This is a genomic window from Pseudoalteromonas sp. CF6-2 (genome assembly GCF_021729425.1).
GTDB lineage: Bacteria > Pseudomonadota > Gammaproteobacteria > Enterobacterales > Alteromonadaceae > Pseudoalteromonas > Pseudoalteromonas arabiensis.
This window is the reverse complement of the sequence record NZ_CP091442.1, coordinates 1,500,001-1,524,710: the sequence shown is the minus strand read 5'-3', so window position 1 is coordinate 1,524,710 and position 24,710 is coordinate 1,500,001. Positions and strand designations below refer to the sequence as shown.

Genomic DNA, 24,710 nt, shown 5'->3' with positions numbered 1-24,710 from the left:
CTTTTAGTCATCTAATTTAAGCTCTTCACCGTTTCCTAGTAAAGTTGCGAGCCAACGCCCTTCTTGGCTTGTTTCGAGGGCTATTTTAACTATCATAGTTAATGGTACGGATAACAGCATTCCAACTGTTCCCATCAACCAACCCCAAAAGATTAAAGACAAGAATACAACTAACGTTGATAAACCCAAACCTTTACCCATAAATTTAGGCTCAACGATGTTACCCATAACCGTATTTATTACTAGGTATCCACCCGCAATAACCCCAGCAACAAGCGGGCCTTGTGTTATTAAAGCTAATAATACCGCCGGTACGGCCGCAATAATCGACCCAATATTAGGGATATAATTGAGCATGAATGCCACAACCCCCCATAACACAAAGTAATCAACACCAAGTGCCCACAACATAGAACCAGCAAGCAGGCCGGTACCCAAACTTACTAACGTTTTTATCGCTAGATAAGAATTAATTGAATCTAAAAAACGATCAACTTGCTTCATTTTCATTTCAGGGTCATCTAATGCCATATGTACTTTTTTGCTTAGCATGGGCCCTTCAAACAGCATAAATACTACCGTGAGAATAATGAGAAACATATTTGCCATTACCCCACCAAGGCCAGTGAGCATATTTGTAGCCACATCAATCATTTTACCGGGGTCAAATAAAGAAATAATCTGCTCTTTATCAATCAGGATGTTATAGCTGGCAGCCACATTAACAACCCACACAAACTTTTCTTTTAACTGAGCTTTGTATTCAGGTAGGTTCTCTGAGAAATCTGTCATAGATTGGCCGACTAATCCGGCAAGGCTTATCCCCACACCTACAATCATCATCATGACGAAAATCACGGCAATAACCTTGGGAATACCATATTTGGCAAAAAAACGGATCAGAGGATTACATATAATGGCAATAAAAGCTGCCAAAACAAAAGGGATTACAATTACACTTGCAGCTTTAATACCTGCTAAAACAACAACTAAAGCAGCAAAGATAACTAAACTTTTATTTACACCAGTCAAACTCGACAAAATAAAATCCTTGTGAATTATTTTCTCCAGTGTAAGTCAAATAGACTCTAAAAGAAATCTCTACAGAACTGGCACAGTTAATGCCTACTTTGTACACATTATTTGAACAAACTATGACCTTAAGTTACCATTGAGCAGTCGTACTTAAAAGGAGCTAGGGATGACGCATTTATCAGAGCAAGAGTTGTCTTTTTTTAATAGCCTGTTTGAGGCTGAACAAAGTATTGATGACCCTATCAACACTAAAATGTCATTAAATCTCAACCTACCAGATAAACTGAGTGGATTGCTGAAAAATGCCAAGCTAACACTATTGGCAGAAGTAGGTATATACCAATTGTGGTTTCCATTAGAGTTCACGACAGATGAAAGAGGCCAATTAACGCCGGTTCTTAGCGCTCCCGAAGTAATTGATACAAAAGGAGTTGAAAGGAGTTGGCGGACACCCGACCTTGACCTGCAAACAGAAAAGTATGTTATTTTATCACTATCGAGTACTGGGCTACTATTACAACCAAAACATGCAGAGGCTGTCTTAGAGCAAGAAATTACACTTGCTTTTAACTTACCCAACCAAGAACATGTGATGATTAGAGCTAAACCAGTTAGAGCAACCAGCAAAGGCATTGCCGCTAAAATTATTAAAGTATGTGAAGGCCAAGATGCAATGCGTCAATACTTATTCGACATTCACAAACATCATCACGCAAAGTTATATGAACAAGGAAATATAACGACTGAACTCATCTAGTTGCATGACATGCTGCGCTTCGATAAGCTCGCTTTTTTGCAGCAAATCCAAATAAGGTATTTTATGAGTTATCCTATCGGAACCCCTGGTACACCTTGGAATGATGAAGACAAAAAAGCATGGCTTGCGCTTCAATCAGTAAAGCGTAGCTACTCAGATGATGTTGTATCACAGCTAGATTCTTTATCAGAAAAGTTCGATGTTGAACGCTATGGTACGCTTGACTATGACATTAATAGCTATCCACTTTTCATTTTAAAAAGCAAAAATTGGCTAAATAACAAACCATGCGTGTTAGTAACAGGTGGCGTACACGGTTATGAAACGAGTGGCGTGCACGGCGCATTAGCATTTGCCAAAAAAGCAGCTACCGATTACCTTTCACACTTTAATATTTTGATTGCACCTTGTATTAGCCCTTGGGGTTACGAAACTATTAACCGTTGGAATCCGACTGCAACTGATCCAAACCGCTCTTTTTATCAAAATAGTCCTGCGCAAGAATCAGCAGCAATCATGCAGTACCTAGCTGATAATTCAATTGCACCTTACGCACATATTGATCTCCATGAAACAACCGACACTGATAATAGCGAGTTTCGTCCAGCGCTTGCAGCCCGCGATGCCAAAACACATGACAATTGGAATATACCAGATGGATTTTATCTTGTAGCTGACAGCGAACGTCCTGAACATGCATTCCAAACGGCAATTATCAAATCAGTTGAAAAAGTTACCCACATCGCCCCAAGTGATGAGAATAATCAGTTGATTGGTGTGCCGCAAACTCAGTTTGGTGTGATTAATTACGAAGCAAAAAAGCTCGGCTTATGTATGGGCTTAACTGATGCAAAATTTGTTACAACAACTGAGGTTTACCCTGATAGCCCTCAAGCAAGTAGCGAAATTTGTGTCGATGCTCAAGTAGCGGCAATTACAGGTGCTCTTGACTACATTGTTAACAAAAAGTTATCCAACCTTTAAATACTAAACAATTAAATTATTCATTTAAAACAAAAAAGCAAAACAAAAACCCAGAAAAAAGCATAAAAATAGAATTTTTATGCTTTTTTTTGAATTGTACAATAAATAGCTAGACAGGTTCTGTGAATTGTATAAAATTCGCGCTCTTTTTAATTCGAAAGGGAAGCAAATTGGAATTTAAGAATCACTATGGCAGTGTCAGTATCATCACTGAAGGTTCAATTATTATTGGACAATTTTCTGGTAATATAAACGCACGTTTAGTCAACAACTTCGCTACGGGTTTAAAAAAGCATGTCAGTGCTTTAGCTGGGCGTCCGTGGGCTTACATTAGTCATTCTACACACCTACTTGCAACGACTCCTGATGCAGAACGAAGTTTTGCCAATTTATTTCGCGCTTTACAGGGTACAAACTGTATTGCCACAGCATATATGTTCAGTTCTTCAATTGTACTTAATCAAATGAAACGTATCATTGCAGAAGCTGAAGCTCCAATACAAATTCTTGATTGTTTATTTGATGATTTGCAAAGCGCCAAAGCCTATGTTTTAAAACAACTTGAATTCGCTGAAATGGCTTGTTAACAAGCCATTTCGTCGTCTAATTTGTATTAATTTTTATAGAACTTTGTCTCTTTGGTTATCGCTATACTTGCATCTTCTAGTGCTTGAATATGAAAGCTAATTGGCGTTACCTTTGACTTTAATTCATACCCATCAGCAACCACGGTAACAGGCACCCTCTTCATTTGACCTGCATCAATCGTTATCGCTTCTGGCACCTGTAGGTTTGCTTCTTCTATACCAGTAATACCAATTGAATAGCTCAAACTATGCTGAGTTTTATTGATGATTGACAAAGTGTATGGGTTTTCAACCAGCCCTTCAAAGTTAACACGATACAAAGCATTACGGTCACGAATAACTGATGCTTCAATGGGCGTGCGCATAGCGACCCAAACAATCATAGCAACCACAAATAAGGCCGTTAAACCGCCATATCCAAGTAGTTTTAATCTAAATGGGTTTGTTGTTTTTCCTTCCATTTGCTTTTCTGAAGCGTACTTTATTAGCCCCTTTGGATAATTAAATTTTTCCATGGTACTGTCACACGCATCGATACATAAGCCGCAGTTTATGCATTCATATTGCAAGCCGTTGCGTATATCAATACCGGCTGGACATACTTCTACACACAGGTTACAGTCAACACAATCACCTAAGCCTAATTCCCTTGGATCAGCTTTACGTTTACGCGCACCACGAGATTCTCCACGCTCTTGATCATAGGTGACTACCAGCGTGTCTTTATCAAACATCACAGACTGAAAACGTGAATATGGACATGCTACCGTACACATTTTTTCGCGCAGAAAACCGGCATTGCCATAGGTGCAAAATGCGAATAAGAAAACCCAAAAGCTAACAAGCCCTGACATATCAAGAGTGAATAAACTCATGTATAAAGACTTAGCAGGTATAAAATAAGCCATAAATGACATAGAAGTGAGTAAAGAGATGACAAGCCAAACAGCATGCTTGGTTATTTTCTTTTGCCACTTACTTGCTGACCAAGGGGATTTATCAAGTTTGATTCGTTGGTTACGGTTGCCTTCGACTTTATGTTCAACCCAAGTGAACATAAGCATCCAAATTGTTTGCGGGCAGGTATAGCCACACCAAACTCGGCCTAACCAGTTCGTCACAAAAAACAATGCAAAAGCACCTGTCATAAATAACATGGCTAAAATCATAAAATCTTGAGGTAACAGTGTTAACCCAAACAAGCTAAATTTTTGTGTTGCTACGTCAAGTAAGACGGCTTGACGACCATCATACTGAATCCACGGAATGGCGATAAACGTCAACATCAGCATCCAGCCTAAGTAACGGCGGATACGTTGGAAGTGCCCTTTTTGCTCTCGGATATAAATCGGCCCTTCTTGGTTGTAGGGCTTGATGATTAAGTCTTGCTCTTTAATATCAAATTTCATTTTGCTACTTACTTCTATGTCGGTAATAACCTTACAGAGCAACTATCAGGCCAACTAAAAATAAAATTAAATAATTGATATTAAAGAATATTTTTACATTTAGGGCATTTAAAACCGCGAAATATCACGAGCAACCGCGTTATTTCGCGAAATTACGTTTTATAGCCAGCTTTTTCATTTTTGATCTAAGAGTACTTTCGGGTAAACCAAGCAAAGTAGCAGCGCCATTTTCACCTGATATTTGGCCGTTACACCGCTTTAGTACCTCGCAAATATGCTGCTTTTGTACAGCAGCAAGCGAGACAACTTGCTCATTTGTTTGCTCGTTATTCAAAGGTGCAGAGAGTTGTAGCAAAGCTTGTTTTGATAAAATAGCTTCACGCTCGAGGATATTTTGTAGCTCACGAATATTGCCTGGCCAATCATAATTAGCCAACTTAGTGAGCGTTGCTTTGCTAAGCCCCTTTAGCTGTTTACCTAAGCGCTTGTTAAGCTGAGTGATTATGTTTGCCGCGAGAAGTGGAATGTCTTCTTTGCGCTCACGCAGCGCAGGAACACGAATAGGAAACACATTTAAGCGATAATACAAGTCCATTCGAAAGCTGCCCTGCTCAACCATTTGCCATAAGTTTCGATTAGTTGCGGCTAATACTCGGATATCGACTTTTAAGGTTTGGCTACCACCCACGCGCTCAAACTCTTGCTCTTGTAGCACGCGCAGTAACTTACTTTGCGCTTCTAATGGCAGCTCTGCCACTTCATCTAAAAATAACGTGCCTTTATCAGCCAGTTCAAAACGCCCTTTTCTGCGCTCATTAGCACCTGTAAACGCCCCTTTCTCATGACCGAATAACTCTGATTCTATTAAATTTGCAGAAAACGCTGCGCAATTTACTTTAATAAATGGCTGCTCAGCGCGGCTACTTAAACGGTGTAGGTTTCTTGCCACCAGCTCTTTACCGGTGCCATTTTCACCTAAAATCAAAACCGTACTGTTCGTTTGACTCACTAGGGTTATTTGCTCAAGCATACTTTGAAACGAATGACTTTGCCCGACTAAACCCGACCCCTGCCAGTCTTCATTTAATTCAGAAATAAGATAGGCATTCTCAGCTTGTAATTGCTCAGATAAGTGCTGAACTTGGGCTAGAGCATCGCGCAATGCAACTTCAGTTTGTTGCTGTTTTGAGACATCGCGAAAAATCGCGACAGCACCAATCAAGGCGCCATTTTTGTAAACAGGTGTTGAAGTATATTCAACGGCAAAATAGCTACCATCTTTACGCCAGAATACCTCATCATTTACATGGCGGTGTTTACCATCAAACATGGTACAGTATATTTGGCATTCATCTGCAGGGTATGGTGAGCCATCTTTACGAGTATGGTGATGATATTGGTGAATTTTTTTACCTAGAAGTTCTTCTGCTTTCCAGCCAGTCATACGCTCAGCAGCTGGATTGACGAATACTGCATTACCCGATAAATCAAAGCCGTAGATGCCTTCACCTACAGCATTTAATAAAAGAGTTGGATCATTTAAAAATTCTTTAATCATAGCAAAATATCTATTCGCGAAATATCACGAGACATTATCGCAACGAATAATCATTTAAACAAGCTATGAAAAAAGCCAAAAGAGCACTATAAAAATGCTCTGACTAATTAAAAAGTTACATCGCAGGAACTAAGCGGATTTCCCCTTGTACTACTTGCAGATCGAGTGGCAACTTACTAAGTAAAGCTATTTTCGGGTCACTCGTATTAAGCTTGTAAACAGGATTGACCGCTAAAAACCCATTAATTACTTGCATGGCTTGATCATCAAGTAAACTTAAGTTCCCTTTAAAGCCAGCGGTATCTACATGGGTATCTAACAATTTTACATTACGTAAAAACACGGCTTTTTTCTCACTGTCATAAAAAGGACTGCCTTCTATTTGCAGCTTTAGCCGTACTGGGTATTTAAGTGCAAACGCATTAACAACAGCGCTTGAATCAGCACCTAACACAATAACATCACGTTTTTCGGGACCGATATTGACACTTAAATCGTTAACTGCAAATTCTACAGGTAAGCCCATTAATTTTATTTGTTCTTTAAATTTTGGTAGTTGGTTTGATAAAGCCGCTTCAATTTCTGAATTCGTGAATGAATAAACCGAAATGCCTTGCTCTGTGCTTTTACATGCCCCTAACAATAAGCAAGTTAAAAATAGTAAAATTCTCATAGTCTTCCCCGAAAAAAGCCGCTAGTAAGCGGCTTCATAAATAGTCGTTATTGTGCAAATATTGCTTTAAGCCTTGCTAGTGTGTCAGGTGAAACTGAACCTCCACTGACCGCTAAAAGCTGTTTTAAATAGTAATAAATATCTGCTTGCTCTCCACGGTGCTTATCATCAAGCATCGCTACTTGCTCTGTCATGCGTAGCTGACTATCGGCAGATTCTACACCAGCTAAAATTTCAATACGTGTTAGCAATTGCTGCGCGTTTAATACTGTTGTCAATGGCGTTTGGAACTGAGTGGGGATATCAGTATCGTCCTCAAGCGCTGTAAATAAAGCATCGAGCTTAGATTGCTCTGCTTGTTTACTCATTTGCGCTGTTTTTGCATTAATTGCCGCCTCTAACCGAGTAACACGAGTTGATAACGCTTTCGAATAATCAAGCCCTGCAAGCTTAGCAGCTAAGTCTTTAAGCTGAGCAAGATGTACCACTGTTTCAAGTGCAGATTCAAGCTCAGTTAACAGCTCTGCGACAACTTCGTCATTTTGTTGCTGCACTTGCTTTTGCTGTTCAAACTCAGCACTGCGCTTGGCAAATGTTTCGTCATTAACACGTCTAAATTGCTGCCATAAAGTGTTTTCTGCTTTCATTCCTGCAAAGCCAATCGTTTGCCAAGTTTGTTGAAGTGCTTTGAGCTCTTGGCACGCTGATGCTAAATCAGCGCTTTGAGATAACTGTGTTGCTTGCTCTACCAGCGCTGCTTTTTGCTCAGCATTTACTTTATGAAACGCCACTAGCTGAGCTTGCACTTGTGACTGCGCCGCTTTGAATTGTGCTTGCAACTCACGATACGTTTTAGGGTCAACATTACCAGCAGAACGCCATGCTTTAGCAATCCGATTAAATTTACTTTCAAACTGCTTCCAATCAAACTCATCAGACTGAGTATCCTGCTCATTTAGCTGTTGCATTTGCGTGATAATATCAACACGCTGTGATTTGGCTTGCTCACGTTGTTGCTCTTGCTCAGCGAAATATTCACGACACGGCGCAAACAGTAACTCTACTAGCTGATCAAATTGTTCACCTTGGCGTTTCTCTTCTTCTGTATCAAGACGCCCTAACTCATTCCAACGTCGACGTAACTGTTTAACTTGCTCTGCACGCTGTTTAGGGTCAGTACATTCTGTTGCCGCTAATTCACTTACTTCTTTAAGTAGTGCTTCACGCTTTGGCGCAGATGCGTATTTTTGCCAATCTTTCGCTTCCGCTAATTGTGATTCAAGGTCAGATTTAAGTGAATCAAGTGGTTGCCTATATGACTCGGTGAGTGTGTCATATAGCTCTTCAAAGCCTTTAAAAACACCAAACGCAATATTAAAACGGCCTTGTTCAATCAAACGTTTAACATCTCGTGCTTTTCTCTTAGCTGCTTGCTGGTTTTTAGCAAGTTTAGTCGCAAGTGGCGCCATCGCTTCTTGCCATATGTTGACACGTTCTGTTAGTGCCGCATTTAAACTACCTTGTAATCGCGTAGGGATCTTAGACAATTTTTGACGAGCAATTTTTTGCTCTGTTTTAAACTCTCGCTGCAGCTCATCAAACAGTGCTTCATCACCACTTGGTTCAATCGCAGATAAGGTTTCAAACGCTTGTTTGTATTCAGCTATCGAAGTAACAAGTGTTGGTAATTGCTCTACCTGCTCAAACAAATTCTCTAAGCGTTTTTTAACGTCTCGAACATTTTGGTTATCAGTTAGTTTTGTCTCAGTAAGTGCCTCTTTTGCTTGTGCAACTTTCGCCTCTAGCCAATCTTGTTGGATTTGTTCAGGCTCTTCCATCCCAAGCTGTAGAGCATTCTCAATTTCTTCTGATAACGCTTCAAGTGTTGCCAGTGCAAGTACTTGACGTTGCTGCTCCAATAATAATTGTTGAGCAATTTCATATTCATTACGAAGCGAAGCCAGGTGAACATCTAACTTTTGAGTGATCGCTATGTATTTTTTATCAAGCGCTTTAACTTGTTCTTCATTCAACCACTTAAGTTCAATCGCTTGCCATTGCTGTAACAAATCAGCATGTTGTTGAGATACCAGTTGAAAATCAGTTTTATCACGTAATGCATTCAGTTTCGCCAACACAACGCGTGTGTCTGCCTCCACCTTAGCCGGCATTTCAATAGCTAAACGCTCATTTTCAAGGTGGGTGTTTAGCTGCTGCTGAGCTTGTCCTTTAGCATGCTTTAATAATGGTTTAGCCAATTGATGATTGATTACCAACTCAACAAGCTGAGCTTGTAATTCTTCGCTGCCTTCTTTAAATGCTTTATCAATCAAGTTAGCATTGGCTAAACGCTTTAATAATTTAACCCGAACCTGAATTTCTTTTTCTGCAAATGCTAACTTCTCAAGTGTTTTAACTGGAGCATAACGCTCGATAAATTCATTTTTAATATTGGCATCTAATTGGCCATCTGTGCTTAAAACAGCTTGATTGATATGGTGCTCTGCTAGCTCTTTCAGAGCTTGATCTTGCTTATAAACCTGCCACCATAAAACAATATCATTCACTTTATTCAAGGCTTTTTTACGGATTTCAGCAGAACTGTCTTCAAGTGCAATACTGTTTAAGATATTAGCATCACGTTCTCTATCAAGGCGCTCAACGGCTGCCAAACGAATTTGGTTTTTAGGGTGCTTCCATTTTGGAGTAAACAGGTGTTTAAAGATCATTTTCACTAAACCTAGCTATTTCATTTTCTGATGCGAATTCTTTTTGCAATTGAGCTTTGCTCTTTTGCACCATTTCACCATTTTCACCAATGGTAAATTGCTCATTGGTTTGCGAAACTTTAGCTTGGTAAAGCATCACGAGCTGAACGGTTTGTTGTTTTTGCTCTTCAGTTAATGGCGTGCCATCAGGCCACTTGCCTGTTGAGGCGCCGTACTGGAGACGCTCAAATACGTCTGGGGTGATATTTTTAACTATCTGATCAATATTCATGTTACTTTTTCTTTTTCAAAACTACTAAATAGATGCGGCTTACGATATACCAAACAAAACCTACAGCCATTGCCGCTGCATAGGCATACCACTCAAAAGACTTTGCTTCGGGGTGCATAAAGTAATAACAAAAAAAGCCCCCTAAAAATAAAATCAGCGCGAGGAAAGAGTGATTCATAAACTTTTGTTGTTTACGAATGCGCGTTTCTTTTTGCATTTGTTGCATTTGTTCATTGCTAAGATCGGTAACTTGGCATTCACAATGCGGACATTGCTTATGTTTATCAGATATTGATTTTGCACACTGCGGGCAACTAATAATCGCCATATCTTTCTCCATACTACGCATAAAAAAGGCGCCTTTAGGCGCCCTTTATTGTACTCGTTTTATGAGCCGATGTCTTATTTGAATTTCATTCAATTATGAAGATTCGAAAACTACAATCATCAAACTCGTCTAAAAATACATTTTATTCTTTTTCTTTAGCCTTTTGTGCTAAACGCTTTTCCCAGAAGATCGCATTTTTGATGCCTAACTTAACTGGATCAAAGGTAATTTCACCACCCGCTTTCTTTTGATCTTCATAATCACGTAAACAGTTAAGTGCAGGTTTTGCGACAAAGAAGATAGCTAAAATACCAACAATATTAATCCAAGCCATTAAGCCAACACCAATATCACCAATAGCCCAAATATAGCCAGAGTTATTTACCATACCGTAAGCAACCATGAACATGATAACCACTTTAACAACAACTAACGGAATGCTACCTTTAAAGTAACGATTTAAATACGCTACATTGGTTTCTGCAATATAGTAATAAGCAAGGATTGTAGTAAACGCGAAGAAGAACAACGCAATACCAACAAATGCTTCACCAAAGCCGCCAAATACGCTAAATAGTGCCATTTGGGTAAAGGCTGCTGAACCTACTTCCGTTGCTGCATCAACGTTTTGCACTATGAATTGACCTGCAGGTAACTCACCCACAATATTATACTGCTTAGTGATAAGGATCATTAACGCTGTTGCAGTACACACAAAGATTGTGTCCACGTAAACAGAAAATGCTTGCACTAAGCCCTGTTGAGCTGGGTGATCAACTTCTGCGGCAGATGCTGCATGAGGGCCTGTACCTTGACCTGCTTCGTTTGAGTAAATCCCACGCTTTACACCCCAACCAATTGCCGCACCAAAGCCAGCTTGAGCTGTGAATGCATCAGATAAAATCATCGAAAAAATACCCGGTACTTTATCCAAATTTATAAATACTACGATTAGGGCTAGTACGATGTAACCTAATGCCATAAATGGCACTACAATTTGTGTGAAGTTAGCAATACGCTTAATACCGCCGAAGATAATAAACGCAAGCACGATTAGGATGATAGCCAGCGCCACTAATTTGAAGCTACCCACTTCGCCAAAGCTGGTGCTAACCAATGTACCTTCACCAAATACTTGCGTAAATGCATTACCTACCGCATTTGCTTGTACGCCAGGTAAAAATACGCCACAGGCAACAATGGCTGATACAGCAAATAATACAGCTAACCATTTTTGCTTTAAGCAACGGTCAAAATAATACGCTGGACCGCCTCGATATTGACCATCTTCTTCAGATTTATAAATTTGCCCAAGGGTAGACTCTGCATAGGCTGTACTTGCTCCTAAAAATGCCACCACCCACATCCAGAAAATAGCACCAGGTCCACCAAAGCCAATTGCCGCAGCAACCCCAGCAATATTACCCACACCAACACGGCCAGATAATGAAACAGCTAGCGCCTGGAATGATGAAATACCGGTATCTGAGTTATTGGAGCTTAGCAATAACTTACACATTTCTTTGAAATGTCTAACTTGAGCGAAACGGGTTAAAACGGAATAAAATAGACCTGCACCTAGACATAAATAAATGAGTGCATTACTCCAGATTATGTCATTGACGGCACTTACAAGAGCTTCCATGGATATCCTCTATGATGATATTTTTTATTGTTAGTTACGATACTCTGCGTGAGCTTGTGAGAATACGCGACATATATGTGTGAGAAATATTAATAAAACTTAATAACGTCTCAGCGAAACGTATTGAATATTAACTTAAACACCCCATCTTTGTTAACAGTTAATTTTCAAAATGACGTGTACGTGACATTAATTAACATTCATTGTGCCATTCGTAAGCATCGCTGAAACTCTTATCACTAGATACAATTACGGGCATCAGTTTTGCTGATGCCCGTAATGTGCGTTATCTTAGTTTATCGACCACGTTCACGATGGCCGCTAACGTATCTTGACCAAATTGATACGAACGGCGGTCTGACCAACCGTAATCAGGATCTGGTAAATCATCGTTATCTTTAAATGGCATCTCTACCGTATACGCTAATGCATTAAATTCATGGGCAACAGCCGAAGAACCTACCGTTAAGTTAGCCTGGCCCGGCTCATCTTTTGGATAACCATGCTCGTCTTGGAACTCTGGCGTCACAGTTAAAAGCGCGGCTTTAAAGCTATCTTCTAACTCTTTTAAGCGATCATCGTAGCCTGGGATACCTTCACTACCAGCAACAAAGTTATAAGGGATCGCTTCGTCACCATGAATATCCAAGTGCATATCAAGGCCCGTTTCGCGCATCTTGTTTAGCACCAAGAATACTTCTGGGCTATTTTCCATGCTCGGTGTTTGCCACTCACGGTTTAAGTTAACGCCTTTCGCGTTTGTACGAAGGTGACCACGCACACTGCCATCAGGGTTCATGTTCGGCACGATATAAAATACTGCTTTAGACAAGAGTGCTGCAGCATGTGGGTCTTCATCGTCAAGTAGTTTATGAAGTAAACCTTCAACATACCACTCAGCCATTGTTTCACCTGGGTGTTGGCGTGCTGTGACCCAAATGATCTTTTTATCATCACTTGGGATACCCACACGCAATACACTCATGTCGCGACCATCAAGTGTTTCACCTAATGTTTCTAGTTCACATGCATGCTGGCTTTGTGCCCATGCAAGTAAATCTAAGTGACGGTCATAGCTATATGGGGCAAAGTAAGCAAAGTACATGCTGCCACATTCAGGTTCAACTTCAAAAGATAGCGTGCCATCGGCATACTCAGAAGGAACACGGAACCACGTTTGACGGTCGTACGATGCAACAGCGTGATAACCTTCCCAGCCATCAGGATACGCTGAGTTTTTTAGGTTATTTATGTGTAATTTATGGTTTTGAAACGGTGTTGTTTCAAGACGAAAGTGAAACCACTGAAAAAAATCAGACTGATTGTCTTTATTAATTTCTAATTGAATATTCAGTGGATCAACGGCTTCAATAACCTTGATATTACCACTGTCAAAATTGCTGGTGATTTTCATTCTATAAACCTATTGGTTAAAAATAATTCTTAGCTATTCGCTTGTTAGTTAAGAATTAAGTCAACGCTCTTGTGTAGAACGTTTTGTTAGTAATATGATGTAGACGTAGCACAGCCTATCACATGCAGAAAATTTGCAAACACTTTCACGACTAAAAAAGCCAGCATAATGCTGGCTTCTAGATTCTTTAATATTTAGCTATTAACGAGGTAAGCTTGGGAAAGTTACTTCAGCCATGTCACGCATACAACGTACAACCTGACAGCTATAACCAAACTCATTATCGTACCAAACGTAAAGCACAACACGGTTGTCATCTACGATTGTTGCTTGTGAGTCAACAACACCTGCGTAACGGCTACCCACTAAGTCTGTAGAGACGATTTCAGTTGAGGCTGTGTAATCGATTTGGTCACGAAGATCAGAGTAAAGTGCTGTTTCACGTAAGAACGCATTGAGTTCTTCAACAGTTGTACCTTTTTCAAGGTTTAAGTTCAAGATAGCCATTGATACGTTTGGTGTAGGAACACGGATTGCATTACCAGTTAGTTTACCTTCAAGCTCAGGTAACGCTTTAGAAACCGCTTTTGCAGCACCCGTTGACGTGATAACCATGTTAAGTGCAGCAGCACGACCACGACGCTCAGCTTTGTGGTAGTTATCAATTAAGTTTTGGTCATTTGTGTATGAGTGAACAGTTTCAACGTGACCGTTCTTGATACCAAACTTATCGTTAAGCGCTTTTAATGTCGGTGTAATAGCATTGGTAGTACAACTTGCTGCACACACAATTTTATCTTCAGGTTTGATATCTTGGTTGTTTACACCGTATACGATGTTTTTAATATTGCCTTTAGCAGGTGCAGTTAATAATACTTTTGCAGCGCCTTTCGCTTCTAAATGCTGACCAAGGCCGGCTTCGTCTTTCCAGATACCTGTGTTATCAACAACAAGTGCATTGTCGATGCCGTAAGCTGTGTAATCAACTTCGCTTGGTGAGTTAGCGTAGATAACTTGGATGTAACTACCGTTAGCTTTAATTGCATTACGCTCTTTATCAATGGTGATAGAGCCATTGAATGGACCGTGAATAGAGTCACGACGCAGTAAGCTTGCGCGCTTTTCTAGGTCGCCGTCTTTACCGCCACGTACGACGATCGCACGTAAACGTAAATCAGCATAAGGGCCTGATTTCTCAATTAATAGACGCGCTAATAAACGACCGATACGACCGAAGCCATATAACACAACATCACGCGGCTCTTTACGCTCTGCATTAGCGATTTCTGCCAACTCGTCAGTTAGGTACTCTTCAACTGAACGACCTTTAGCTGCATCATTAAATAAATAACCATACGCTAGTTTACCAATATCGATACGTGCTGAGTTTAAGTCCATTTTGCTAATCGCTTCAAGAAATGGGAAGCTTTCACGTAAACGTAGTTTTGTACCTTCAAACTGAGCAACGGTCTTATGTGCTTTGATGATATCGATTGTACTGGCATTAACGAGAGGACGGCCATATACAGCAATTTCGATACCACGACTACGGTAAAGCTTACCAATAATTGGTTGCATGCTTTCTGCGTAGTCTTGACGTTCTTGCCAGCTGCTTGTGTATTCTAACTCGTGAGATGAGGTCATTTTTTTTACCTAATTAAACAATTTTGAACGGATAGCCATAAAAATGCACTGTGATTTGAGAGCAGCACATTTCTGGCAGGAGTATTCTAATTTAAACTCAGATGATTCTCCACTGTTACAGATCAATTCATTGCGCTAGAATAAAGTAGTATTTATTAACTTGAGGTTAAGGAATGTTATTAAGAGCAAGCCTGCTGCTTGGTTTATTGGCATTAACTGGGTGTGAAGATCCGCTAACACTGGCCAAAGTGTGTGAAGAAACCCCTGGCTTTTGTAGTGATCTAAATAAAGATAGCCACTGTAAAGAGCAACGCAAAGACGTCATCATGCAACGTTATATTGAATATAAGTCGCCTACCGATGAAAATAAGTATCAGCTTTTAAAAGGCTTTGAAAAGTATGACCAATGCGTGTCGTTAGCCGCAAAGATTGAGCATATAAAACTTAAAGAAAAAACAACCTCACGCGTTGAAGGCCACTTGACGAGCATTAAGGAAATGACCCGTATCTTCCAGGATACTAAAGATACCAAACACCCAGGCCTTCTTTACTATCACTGGTCACGCAATAATGACCAATCGGCGTTAACCAAGTTGCTTGCTTTAGAAAATGATAAAAGTGTCACTGAAAATGCTGAAATGCAATTTTTCCTTGCCAGTTATTATGTAAAGTTTGATGATGAAAAAACCATCGACTTGCTTTACAAAACACTAGAACTCAATAAAGCAGACGAAACCCCAAATTCTGAGATCTACCCAACTTTAGTCAGCTTGTTTTATAAACATGAGAAATACAAACACGCATATACTTTCGCACGGGTTGCACAGTTATCTGGCTACGAAAATGTTGATATTTTACCAATCGAACATAAGTTAACAGCCTCAGGTAAGAGCCTAGATAGCTTAGATCATTTAGCACAACAAACCTACGACAGTATCCAAGCAGGTAAGTTTGTGTCCCCTCGTGACTTTTAAACTGCAAAAAGAAATAAAAAAGGCAGCTAACGCTGCCTTTTTTCATTTTGATTTGCTTGTGCCAACTTCAACGCGAGTTTTTAACTTCTGACCGGGTCTAAAAGTTACTACTCGGCGTGCCGAAATAGGGATATCTTCGCCTGTTTTCGGATTACGGCCTGGACGTTCTTTCTTATCTCGAAGATCAAAGTTACCAAATCCAGAGAGCTTAACCTGCTCACCTTTTTCTAGCGCTGAGCGGATTTCTTCAAAAAACGCTTCAACTAAATCTTTGGCATCTTTCTTATTAATCCCGAGTTTTTCAAATAGGTGTTCAGCTATGTCGGCTTTAGTAAGCGCCATATCTAGTCCCTCAACGATGCGTTAAATTGTTCGGCCAGTGCGGCCACCACATTATCAACTACCTGATTGATATCTTTCTCTTCGAGCGTTCTATCAACCGCTTGTAGTGTTAGAGCAATCGCCAAACTCTTATAATTTGGCTCAATACCTTTGCCCTTATACACATCGAATAAGTTTAGGTCAACCAATTGATTTCCGCCAACTTTTTCTATGACATTTAAAATATCGCCAGATTTTACGTGATCTTCCACTAAAATCGCGATATCACGGCGGTTTGACGGGAATTTCGACACAGCCACAGCTTCTGGTAATTTTCTTTTTTCTAATGCAGACATTTCGATTTCAAACACAAATGCTGTGTTATTGATATCTAGTGACTTTTGCACTTGTGGGTGCACTGCACCAAAGAAGCCTACTTTTTTACCATTAACATAAATAACCGCTGATTGGCCTGGGTGTAAGCCATCAGACTGCTCTGCTTTTATCTCAAAACGTGATGAATCGTTGCTAATCGCTAAAAGTGCTTCAACATCACCTTTTAAATCATAAAAATCAACGCTACGTTTTTCTTGAACCCAATGTTCACCGTGAGCAAGACCAGAGATAACACCTCCGATCACAGCAACTTGGTTTACACCATTCTCAGCATTCTCGTCGCGTAAGAATTTTAAACCATGCTCAAATAAACGTACACGGGGTTGCTGACGGTTTTGGTTATACACTAATGATGCTAATAAACCCGGCATTAAGCTGACACGCATAGCTGACATTTCAACTGAAATTGGGTGTGGCAATACAAGTGCATCACTTTGCGGGTGTAAAATTGCTTGTGCTTTTGGATCAACGAAGCTGTAGGTAATTGCTTCTTGGTAACCACGTGTAACAAGCGTATTACGGAATTTAGTGACCGCAACATGCGACTCATCATGGTTAGTCATTTTTAACTTAGCAGTTGGTGCAACGTTAGGAATGCTGTTATAGCCGTAAACACGCGCAACTTCTTCAATTAAATCTTCTTCAATACGAATATCAAAGCGATAGCTAGGTACGTCAGCGCTCCATACGCCATCAACAATTTTTACGTCTAAACCTAAACGCGTTAGGATGTCAGTGACTTTTGCATCATCAATATGGTGGCCAATTACGCGGTCTAAACGCTCACGACGTAAACGTACCTCTGTCACTTTTGGTAATTTGTCAGTTGCGACGGCTTCAACAACAGGGCCTGCTTCACCGCCAACAATCTCAAGAAGTAATGCTGTCGCACGTTCCATTGCATCTTTTTGCAGCGCAAAATCTACACCACGCTCGTAGCGATGTGATGCATCTGTGTGTAAACCGTAGCTACGTGCTTGACCCGCAATAGCGACAGGGTTGAAGAATGCACTTTCTAATAAAATGTCTGATGTTGCTTCAGTTACACCAGACTTTTCACCACCAAAAATACCCGCGATAGCAAGCGCTTTGTTGTGATCAGCAATCACAAGCGTAGACTCGTTTAGTTTAGCTGTGTTGCCGTCAAGCAGAACTAACTCTTCACCCGCGTTTGCGCTACGTACTTTAATACCACCTTCAATCGCATTTAAATCAAAGGCGTGCATTGGGTGACCTAGCTCTAATAACACGTAGTTTGTTACATCAACAACAGGGTCAATTGAACGAATTCCACTGCGACGAAGCTTTTCTACCATCCAAAGCGGTGTTTCTGCCTCAAGGTTAATACCTTTGATTACACGGCCTAAATAACGAGGGCACGCTTCATCATTGACAAGCTCAATTGATACTTTGTCATCAATCGTTGCAGCAACTGGTGCAATTTCAAGTGTATTCACATCAACACTGTTAAGTACGCCCACTTCACGCGCTAGACCTTTAATACCTAGACAATCACCACGGTTTGGTGTTAAGTCAACATCAATAATGTTGTCATCAAGGCTTAAGTATTCACGTAAGTCTGTGCCGACTGGTGCATCACTTGGTAATTCCATGATGCCATCGCCTTCTTCGCTGATACCTAATTCAACGAATGCGCACAGCATACCGTGTGAAGGTTGACCACGAAGTTTGGCTTTTTTGATTTTGAAGTCGCCAGGTAATACAGCGCCAACAGTCGCAACCGCTACTTTTAAACCTTGGCGACAGTTAGGTGCACCACACACGATATCAAGTAGCTCATCACCACCTACGTTTATTTTCGTTACACGTAATTTATCAGCGTCAGGGTGTTGACCACATTCAACCACTTCACCAACAACAACGCCTGTGAACTCAGCCGCTGCAGGCTCAACACCGTCAACTTCAAGACCAGCCATTGATAACTGTTCCGAAAGAGCCTGTGTGTCGATTGCTGGGTTAACCCACTCTCTTAACCACTTTTCACTAAATTTCATTTTATATCTTCACTCTTAACGGAACTGGTTTAGGAATTTTAAATCGTTTTCGAAAAATGCACGTAAGTCGTTTACGCCGTAACGCAACATAGTCAAGCGCTCAACACCCATACCGAATGCAAAGCCTGTGTATTTTTCTGGATCAATACCCACTGATTTAAGAACGTTAGGGTGAACCATGCCACAGCCTAATACCTCTAACCACTTGCCGTTTTTACCCATAACATCAACCTCAGCTGATGGCTCGGTAAATGGGAAGTAAGAAGGACGGAAACGAATTTCCATGTCTTCTTCAAAGAAGTTACGTAAGAAGTCGTGCAGAATACCTTTTAACTCAGTGAAGCTTACATCTGTATCAACCATTAAACCTTCCACTTGGTGGAACATTGGCGTGTGTGTTTGGTCGTAATCGTTACGATAAACACGACCTGGAGAGATGATACGCAGTGGTGGCTGCTCAGTTTCCATGGTACGGATTTGTACACCACTGGTTTGTGTACGTAACACAAGCTTAGGGTTGAAATAGAAAGTATCGTGATCAGCACGTGCTGGGTGATGCTCAGGAATATTTAGCGCATCGAAGTTATGAAAATCATCTTCAACTTCAGGACCTGATTTAACCGCAAAACCTAGCTCACCAAAAAAGCTTTCAATACGTTCAATAGTACGAGTTACTGGGTGTAAGCCACCTGTTGGCATAACACGACCTGGTAAAGTTACGTCGATTGTTTCTGCCGCTAGTTTCTCTTCAAGAGCCTTACTTGCTAGTAACTCACGCTTTTCGTTAATGGCTGTTTGTACTTCTTGTTTTGCTTGGTTAATCACTTGACCCGCTTCTTTACGCTCTTCAGGAGCAATCTTGCCTAGCGTTTTAAGTAAGTTGGTGATTTCACCTTTTTTACCAAGGTAATTAACCCTGATATCTTCTAATTGCGCGATTTCATTCGCACTGGCTACAGCCTCGAGTGCTTGCGCTAAAATATTTTCTAAGTTCATTGAGTACCTGGTCTTTCACAGAAGGATTTTGTAATAGCTAATGATAACTGAAAGCAAGGACTAGATTCTAGCCCTACTAAAGCTTTAACGTTGATTTTATAAAAGGAATTGTTAATTTTCTTTGCGCAGCCATAGAGGCATGGTCAAGTTTATCTAAAACATCGAGTAGTGCGCGCATATCGCGGCTTAGTCGCGTTAATAAAAAGCGCGCACATTCGTCGGTCAGTTCAAGACCACGCATGTGAGCACGGCGTACAAGTGCTTCAGCTTTGTCATCGTCACTCATTGAGCGTATTTGCAATGTCGTGCCCCATTTCAAACGCGATACAAGATCAGGTAGATTGATATGCAGCATATCAGGTAATAGATCGGCAGTGACAACCAAGTATTTACCTGGCTCGTTAAAGCGATTGAAAAAGTTAAATAAGCCTTTTTCCCACGCATCATTACCAGCCACTAAATGAACGTCATCGATACATAAAACATCAAGAGTCTCCAAGCCATCAAGAACCATAGGCCCGTAATCAATCACCTCTCTCATAGACAGTAACATCGTTGACAAACCACGTTCTTGGGCGTCAATACAGGTTGCGTACAACAAGTGAGACTTTCCAGAATCACCTAAACCACATAAATAAGTATATTGGAATTTACTGCTTAGTTTTGTAAATGCATCTTTAAGATGACTAACCTCAAGAGAATTTTCGCCACCAAAATAAGACGTAAACGTTTCATCATCAGGTAACGTAACCGGCAGTGCCATTTGCATAGGATCTTGCACTAGAATTAAAGCCCCTGCCACTGATATTCAAGTTCATCTTGATTAATGATTTGATAGAAATCTCGAGGGTCCTGATAGGCTTTAAAGGCACTATCAAGTTCTAATGCTTTTCTAAAATCGTTCATACTGCCTGTGTGATTAACATGGAATTGCACCATATCAGGTGTACGTAGCAAAATTTCTACACGGGTAACAACACTCAAAGTTGCTAATCGACGTTTTGCAAGTTCAATATCAACAAAATTATTAATACCCTTTAAATAAAATTTTGCTGATGCAAGTTGGCCAATCGTAGTTGGGTCTATCGCATACTCTAATGCTAAGCCTGAGGCTAAACTATCAACCATATCAGCAACAATCTGTTGCTTATCACCTACCAGACGATTAGTTTCGAAAAGATCGTCATTTGTAAAACGCCAATCAAGGATCCACGTTTCTGAATCTTGTTGTTGATACATTCTTGCAGTAATACTTCGCTCTGCACTATAACGACTCGACGCACGCTCTACTGGCTCAGAAAAGTTACCCCATACCTCAGGAATACCAACAATTGAGCGGTCTTGTAGATCAAGTAAAGGGACAACGACTGCTAAACCACGCTCACCTGCTTTATCGTAAATTAGCTGTTCAAGTTGCGGGTAGGATTCCTGTGTTACCAGCTCCCGACGCCAGTTATCTTCTATTGCAAGCCAAATAGCGACTAAAGGACGACGCGTGCCCCATAATGGCAAGCCAAGCTCCTTAACCAGCGCATTAATTTTGTTCGCTTCAAACTTAACGACCAGATTTAAACTACCATCTGCTTTTTCGTCGTATTCGAACTTGAGCATGTAATCTGATATGTCACGAGTACGCTGTTTAGCAACAGGATTTTGATCTGCAGTTGTATCACCACTGACCTTTACCAACACATTGAGCAGTGCTTCACGACTGGCAGCTAAGCGAGCATCACGTGATTTATCTGCAACTTTAAGGGTATCTTGATATAGATTAGTCACCTCAACAGCAAAAGTTGAAGCACTCGAAAAAAATAATAATAAACAAATAAGTAATCTAGACACAGGCCATTAGTTCTTGCTTTTAAACTGTTTTGATCCTAAATCAAAGCCATAAACAAAGCAAAGTTAATTTAATGAACGCCAGCTGACAAGTTCGTCGCCACGCTTAGAGAAGTTGTTGCGAGTGTGCCTTAAGAGTCAGAGAAAATAGCGCGCACGATGTAAAATCGCGACCACATACGAAAAAACCCGTTGCATTGCTGCAACGGGTTTCTCTAATTGGAGCCATGGTGCGCTACGCAGTAGGATGTCCTACTTTCACATGGCGAATTCCACACTACGCCTACAAGGATAGAAGTAGTAGGGTCTTGGTTGAGTGTTTTATTTTTCTACAGGCAACAAAAAAACCCGACTCTTTCGAATCGGGTTTCTCTAATTAGGAGCCATGGTGCGCTACGCAGTAGGATGTCCTACTTTCACATGGCGAATGCCACACTACGCCTACAAGGATAGAAGTAGTAGGGTCTTGGTTGGGTGTTTTATTTTTCTACAGGCAACAAAAAACCCGACTCTTTCGAATCGGGTTTCTCTAATTAGGAGCCTGGCAATGTCCTACTTTCACATGGCAAATGCCACACTATCATCGGCGCTGTTTCGTTTCACTACTGAGTTCGGCATGGGGTCAGGTGGGTCCAAAACGCTATTGTCACCAAGCAAATTCTGTTTAATTTTCTTATTATTTTTAATTTAAAGTCTTGCGACTGAATTAGGAGCCTGGCGATGTCCTACTTTCACATGGCAAATGCCACACTATCATCGGCGCTGTTTCGTTTCACTACTGAGTTCGGCATGGGGTCAGGTGGGTCCAAAACGCTATTGTCACCAAGCGTATTCTGTTTGTTAATCGCCTTAGCAATTAACTAAAATTCGGAAATCTGATAATCGTAAATCTACTTTAGTATACTAACTTCTGTCTGTTACGCTGTCATAAAACGCGTTTGGCGTTGTATGGTTAAGCCTCACGGGTAATTAGTACAGGTTAGCTTAATGGCTCACACCACTTCCACACCCTGCCTATCAACGTTGTAGTCTTCAACGGCCCTTCAGAGACTTTAAAAGTCTAGTGAGAACTCATCTCGAGGCCTGCTTCGCGCTTAGATGCTTTCAGCGCTTATCAGTTCCGAACGTAGCTACCGGGCAGTGCCATTGGCATGACAACCCGAACACCAGCGGTTCGTTCACTCCGGTCCTCTCGTACTAGGAGCAACCCCTCTCAATTCTCAAACGCCCACGGCAGATAGGGACCGAACTGTCTCACGACGTTCTAAACCCAGCTCGCGTACCACTTTAAATGGCGAACAGCCATACCCTTGGGACCGACTTCAGCCCCAGGATGTGATGAGCCGACATCGAGGTGCCAAACACCGCCGTCGATATGAACTCTTGGGCGGTATCAGCCTGTTATCCCCGGAGTACCTTTTATCCGTTGAGCGATGGCCCTTCCATTCAGAACCACCGGATCACTATGACCTACTTTCGTACCTGCTCGACGTGTCTGTCTCGCAGTTAAGCTGGCTTCTACCATTACACTAACCGTACGATGTCCGACCGTACTTAGCCAACCTTCGTGCTCCTCCGTTACTCTTTGGGAGGAGACCGCCCCAGTCAAACTACCCACCAGGCACTGTCCGTAATCCCGATCAGGGACCAACGTTAGAACATCAAAACTACAAGGGTGGTATTTCAAGGACGGCTCCACAAAGACTAGCGTCTCTGCTTCAAAGCCTCCCACCTATCCTACACATGTAGGTTCAATGTTCAGTGCCAAGCTGTAGTAAAGGTTCACGGGGTCTTTCCGTCTAGCCGCGGGTACACAGCATCTTCACTGCGATTTCAATTTCACTGAGTCTCGGGTGGAGACAGCGTGGCCATGGTTACACCATTCGTGCAGGTCGGAACTTACCCGACAAGGAATTTCGCTACCTTAGGACCGTTATAGTTACGGCCGCCGTTTACCGGGGCTTCGATCAAGAGCTTCGTCCGAAAACTAACCCCATCAATTAACCTTCCGGCACCGGGCAGGTGTCACACCGTATACGTCATCTTGCGATTTTGCACAGTGCTGTGTTTTTAATAAACAGTCCCAGCCACCTGGTCACTGCGGCTCCCGTCCGCTTAGAGAGCAAGTCTCATCACAGATAGGAGCGTACCTTCTCCCGAAGTTACGGTACGATTTTGCCTAGTTCCTTCACCCGAGTTCTCTCAAGCGCCTTAGTATTCTCTACCTGACCACCTGTGTCGGTTTGGGGTACGATTCGGTATAATCTGAAGCTTAGAGGCTTTTCCTGGAAGTATGGCATCAACAACTTCACACCCTTGGGTGCTCGTCTCGTGTCTCAGTCTTAAGAGTCCGGATTTTCCTAAACTCTCAACCTACTCACTTTCACATGGACAACCAACGCCATGCTTGTTTAGCCTGCTCCGTCCCCCCATCGCAATTATACCAAGTACGGGAATATTAACCCGTTTCCCATCGACTACGCCTTTCGGCCTCGCCTTAGGGGTCGACTTACCCTACCCTGATTAACATGGGATAGGAACCCTTGGTCTTCCGGCGTGCGGGTTTTTCACCCGCATTATCGTTACTCATGTCAGCATTCGCACTTCTGATACCTCCAGCATACCTCCCGGTACACCTTCAACGGCTTACAGAACGCTCCCCTACCACTCAAACAAAGTTTGAATCCGCAGCTTCGGTGCATAGTTTAGCCCCGTTACATCTTCCGCGCAGACCGACTCGACCAGTGAGCTATTACGCTTTCTTTAAAGGATGGCTGCTTCTAAGCCAACCTCCTGGCTGTCTGGGCCTTTCCACATCGTTTCCCACTTAACTATGACTTTGGGACCTTAGCTGGCGGTCTGGGTTGTTTCCCTCTTCACGACGGACGTTAGCACCCGCCGTGTGTCTCCCGGATAGTACTTTACGGTATTCGGAGTTTGCAAAGGGTTGGTAAGTCGGGATGACCCCCTAGCCTTAACAGTGCTCTACCCCCGTAAGTATTCGTCCGAGGCTCTACCTAAATAGATTTCGGGGAGAACCAGCTATCTCCCGGTTTGATTAGCCTTTCACTCCTAGCCACAGGTCATCCCCTAACTTTTCAACGTTAGTGGGTTCGGTCCTCCAGTTGATGTTAC

The 24,710-nt window shown here is 41.6% G+C and carries 19 protein-coding genes and 3 rRNA genes (1 of these 22 running past the window's edge); 4 read left to right on the top strand and 18 right to left on the bottom strand.

Going from position 1 to position 24,710, the window contains the following annotated elements; translation table 11 throughout:
* Window positions 1-3: 3 nt before the first annotated feature.
* Window positions 4-1,041 carry an AI-2E family transporter gene (locus L3Q70_RS07070; RefSeq protein ID WP_062568848.1) on the bottom strand — a complete coding sequence of 346 codons (1,038 nt, stop codon included), beginning with the start codon at window positions 1,039-1,041 and terminating at the stop codon, window positions 4-6.
* Between the two features lie 160 nt (window positions 1,042-1,201).
* Here L3Q70_RS07070 and L3Q70_RS07065 point away from each other — a divergent pair, with 160 nt between their 5' ends.
* The 3 genes from L3Q70_RS07065 (at window position 1,202) to L3Q70_RS07055 (ending at window position 3,363) form a co-directional block, all read left to right on the top strand.
* Entirely contained in the window at window positions 1,202-1,792 is a 591-nt protein-coding gene (locus tag L3Q70_RS07065; RefSeq protein ID WP_062568847.1) for a hypothetical protein, read from the top strand.
* 63 nt (window positions 1,793-1,855) lie between these two features.
* A complete protein-coding gene (locus L3Q70_RS07060; protein WP_062569392.1) occupies window positions 1,856-2,776 on the top strand; it encodes a M14 family metallocarboxypeptidase in 921 nt (306 codons plus the stop codon).
* A 170-nt stretch (window positions 2,777-2,946) separates the two neighbouring features.
* The gene (locus tag L3Q70_RS07055; RefSeq protein ID WP_062568846.1) at window positions 2,947-3,363 is read left to right on the top strand and encodes a hypothetical protein; all 417 of its coding nucleotides are present in this window, start codon (window positions 2,947-2,949) and stop codon (window positions 3,361-3,363) included.
* A 26-nt stretch (window positions 3,364-3,389) separates the two neighbouring features.
* Here the strand turns inward: L3Q70_RS07055 and ccoG are convergent, their stop codons facing one another.
* From ccoG to L3Q70_RS07010, 9 genes are all read right to left on the bottom strand, one after another.
* Window positions 3,390-4,772 (bottom strand): cytochrome c oxidase accessory protein CcoG, encoded by a 1,383-nt coding sequence (ccoG, locus tag L3Q70_RS07050; RefSeq protein ID WP_237115129.1) that lies wholly within the window; start codon window positions 4,770-4,772, stop codon window positions 3,390-3,392.
* Between the two features lie 139 nt (window positions 4,773-4,911).
* Window positions 4,912-6,330 carry a sigma 54-interacting transcriptional regulator gene (locus L3Q70_RS07045; RefSeq protein ID WP_062568844.1) on the bottom strand — a complete coding sequence of 473 codons (1,419 nt, stop codon included), beginning with the start codon at window positions 6,328-6,330 and terminating at the stop codon, window positions 4,912-4,914.
* 115 nt (window positions 6,331-6,445) lie between these two features.
* Complete coding sequence (locus tag L3Q70_RS07040) at window positions 6,446-7,003, bottom strand: DUF1439 domain-containing protein (RefSeq protein WP_193988677.1); 558 nt, start codon at window positions 7,001-7,003, stop codon at window positions 6,446-6,448.
* Window positions 7,004-7,050: 47 nt separating this feature from the next.
* Complete coding sequence (locus L3Q70_RS07035) at window positions 7,051-9,732, bottom strand: DUF349 domain-containing protein (RefSeq protein ID WP_237115128.1); 2,682 nt, start codon at window positions 9,730-9,732, stop codon at window positions 7,051-7,053.
* The gene (locus L3Q70_RS07030) at window positions 9,722-10,003 is read right to left on the bottom strand and encodes a DUF1315 family protein (protein ID WP_062568841.1); all 282 of its coding nucleotides are present in this window, start codon (window positions 10,001-10,003) and stop codon (window positions 9,722-9,724) included. Before L3Q70_RS07030 ends, L3Q70_RS07035 begins: the two co-directional genes overlap by 11 nt.
* Before the next feature lies 1 nt (window position 10,004).
* Window positions 10,005-10,331, bottom strand: a complete 327-nt coding sequence (locus tag L3Q70_RS07025) for a hypothetical protein (RefSeq protein ID WP_062569391.1) — start codon at window positions 10,329-10,331, stop codon at window positions 10,005-10,007.
* Between the two features lie 142 nt (window positions 10,332-10,473).
* Window positions 10,474-11,976, bottom strand: coding sequence for an alanine/glycine:cation symporter family protein (locus tag L3Q70_RS07020; RefSeq protein WP_062568840.1), 1,503 nt, complete (start codon window positions 11,974-11,976; stop codon window positions 10,474-10,476).
* 286 nt (window positions 11,977-12,262) lie between these two features.
* Window positions 12,263-13,390: a M14-type cytosolic carboxypeptidase gene (locus L3Q70_RS07015; RefSeq protein WP_062568839.1), complete on the bottom strand. Its 1,128-nt coding sequence runs from the start codon at window positions 13,388-13,390 to the stop codon at window positions 12,263-12,265.
* A 201-nt stretch (window positions 13,391-13,591) separates the two neighbouring features.
* A complete protein-coding gene (locus L3Q70_RS07010; protein ID WP_062568838.1) occupies window positions 13,592-15,034 on the bottom strand; it encodes a glyceraldehyde-3-phosphate dehydrogenase in 1,443 nt (480 codons plus the stop codon).
* A 173-nt stretch (window positions 15,035-15,207) separates the two neighbouring features.
* Here L3Q70_RS07010 and L3Q70_RS07005 point away from each other — a divergent pair, with 173 nt between their 5' ends.
* The gene (locus L3Q70_RS07005; protein WP_237115126.1) at window positions 15,208-16,008 is read left to right on the top strand and encodes a DUF2989 domain-containing protein; all 801 of its coding nucleotides are present in this window, start codon (window positions 15,208-15,210) and stop codon (window positions 16,006-16,008) included.
* A gap of 42 nt (window positions 16,009-16,050) precedes the next feature.
* On the opposite strand, the gene ihfA is transcribed toward L3Q70_RS07005, so the two are convergent.
* The 8 genes from ihfA to L3Q70_RS06965 form a co-directional block, all read right to left on the bottom strand.
* Window positions 16,051-16,350 carry an integration host factor subunit alpha gene (gene ihfA, locus L3Q70_RS07000; protein WP_036969033.1) on the bottom strand — a complete coding sequence of 100 codons (300 nt, stop codon included), beginning with the start codon at window positions 16,348-16,350 and terminating at the stop codon, window positions 16,051-16,053.
* Between the two features lie 2 nt (window positions 16,351-16,352).
* Complete coding sequence (gene pheT / locus L3Q70_RS06995; RefSeq protein WP_237115125.1) at window positions 16,353-18,740, bottom strand: phenylalanine--tRNA ligase subunit beta; 2,388 nt, start codon at window positions 18,738-18,740, stop codon at window positions 16,353-16,355.
* A gap of 15 nt (window positions 18,741-18,755) precedes the next feature.
* Window positions 18,756-19,736 (bottom strand): phenylalanine--tRNA ligase subunit alpha, encoded by a 981-nt coding sequence (gene pheS, locus L3Q70_RS06990; RefSeq protein WP_062568835.1) that lies wholly within the window; start codon window positions 19,734-19,736, stop codon window positions 18,756-18,758.
* Between the two features lie 76 nt (window positions 19,737-19,812).
* The gene (gene hda, locus L3Q70_RS06985; RefSeq protein ID WP_193988946.1) at window positions 19,813-20,523 is read right to left on the bottom strand and encodes a DnaA regulatory inactivator Hda; all 711 of its coding nucleotides are present in this window, start codon (window positions 20,521-20,523) and stop codon (window positions 19,813-19,815) included.
* On the bottom strand, window positions 20,523-21,578 hold the full coding sequence (locus L3Q70_RS06980; protein ID WP_237115124.1) for a DUF2066 domain-containing protein: 1,056 nt from the start codon (window positions 21,576-21,578) through the stop codon (window positions 20,523-20,525). Before L3Q70_RS06980 ends, hda begins: the two co-directional genes overlap by 1 nt.
* Before the next feature lie 536 nt (window positions 21,579-22,114).
* Window positions 22,115-22,229, bottom strand: a 5S ribosomal RNA gene (gene rrf, locus L3Q70_RS06975).
* 58 nt (window positions 22,230-22,287) lie between these two features.
* Window positions 22,288-22,402: ribosomal RNA gene (rrf, locus tag L3Q70_RS06970) — 5S ribosomal RNA — on the bottom strand.
* Window positions 22,403-22,523: 121 nt separating this feature from the next.
* A 23S ribosomal RNA gene (locus tag L3Q70_RS06965) occupies window positions 22,524-24,710 on the bottom strand (it continues 698 nt past the right edge of the window).

What these genes read in the sequence shown, in the direction of transcription:
- L3Q70_RS07035 (WP_237115128.1), bottom strand. Translation starts at nt 9,732, where the DNA reads ATGATCTTTAAACACCTGTTTACTCCAAAATGGAAGCACCCTAAAAAC.
- L3Q70_RS07045 (WP_062568844.1), bottom strand. Translation starts at nt 6,330, where the DNA reads ATGATTAAAGAATTTTTAAATGATCCAACTCTTTTATTAAATGCTGTA.
- L3Q70_RS07020 (WP_062568840.1), bottom strand. Translation starts at nt 11,976, where the DNA reads ATGGAAGCTCTTGTAAGTGCCGTCAATGACATAATCTGGAGTAATGCA.
- L3Q70_RS07065 (WP_062568847.1), top strand. Translation starts at nt 1,202, where the DNA reads ATGACGCATTTATCAGAGCAAGAGTTGTCTTTTTTTAATAGCCTGTTT.
- ccoG (WP_237115129.1), bottom strand. Translation starts at nt 4,772, where the DNA reads ATGAAATTTGATATTAAAGAGCAAGACTTAATCATCAAGCCCTACAAC.
- L3Q70_RS07005 (WP_237115126.1), top strand. Translation starts at nt 15,208, where the DNA reads ATGTTATTAAGAGCAAGCCTGCTGCTTGGTTTATTGGCATTAACTGGG.
- L3Q70_RS07015 (WP_062568839.1), bottom strand. Translation starts at nt 13,390, where the DNA reads ATGAAAATCACCAGCAATTTTGACAGTGGTAATATCAAGGTTATTGAA.
- L3Q70_RS07060 (WP_062569392.1), top strand. Translation starts at nt 1,856, where the DNA reads ATGAGTTATCCTATCGGAACCCCTGGTACACCTTGGAATGATGAAGAC.
- pheS (WP_062568835.1), bottom strand. Translation starts at nt 19,736, where the DNA reads ATGAACTTAGAAAATATTTTAGCGCAAGCACTCGAGGCTGTAGCCAGT.
- L3Q70_RS07010 (WP_062568838.1), bottom strand. Translation starts at nt 15,034, where the DNA reads ATGACCTCATCTCACGAGTTAGAATACACAAGCAGCTGGCAAGAACGT.
- pheT (WP_237115125.1), bottom strand. Translation starts at nt 18,740, where the DNA reads ATGAAATTTAGTGAAAAGTGGTTAAGAGAGTGGGTTAACCCAGCAATC.
- L3Q70_RS07040 (WP_193988677.1), bottom strand. Translation starts at nt 7,003, where the DNA reads ATGAGAATTTTACTATTTTTAACTTGCTTATTGTTAGGGGCATGTAAA.
- L3Q70_RS07030 (WP_062568841.1), bottom strand. Translation starts at nt 10,003, where the DNA reads ATGAATATTGATCAGATAGTTAAAAATATCACCCCAGACGTATTTGAG.
- L3Q70_RS07025 (WP_062569391.1), bottom strand. Translation starts at nt 10,331, where the DNA reads ATGGCGATTATTAGTTGCCCGCAGTGTGCAAAATCAATATCTGATAAA.
- ihfA (WP_036969033.1), bottom strand. Translation starts at nt 16,350, where the DNA reads ATGGCGCTTACTAAAGCCGACATAGCTGAACACCTATTTGAAAAACTC.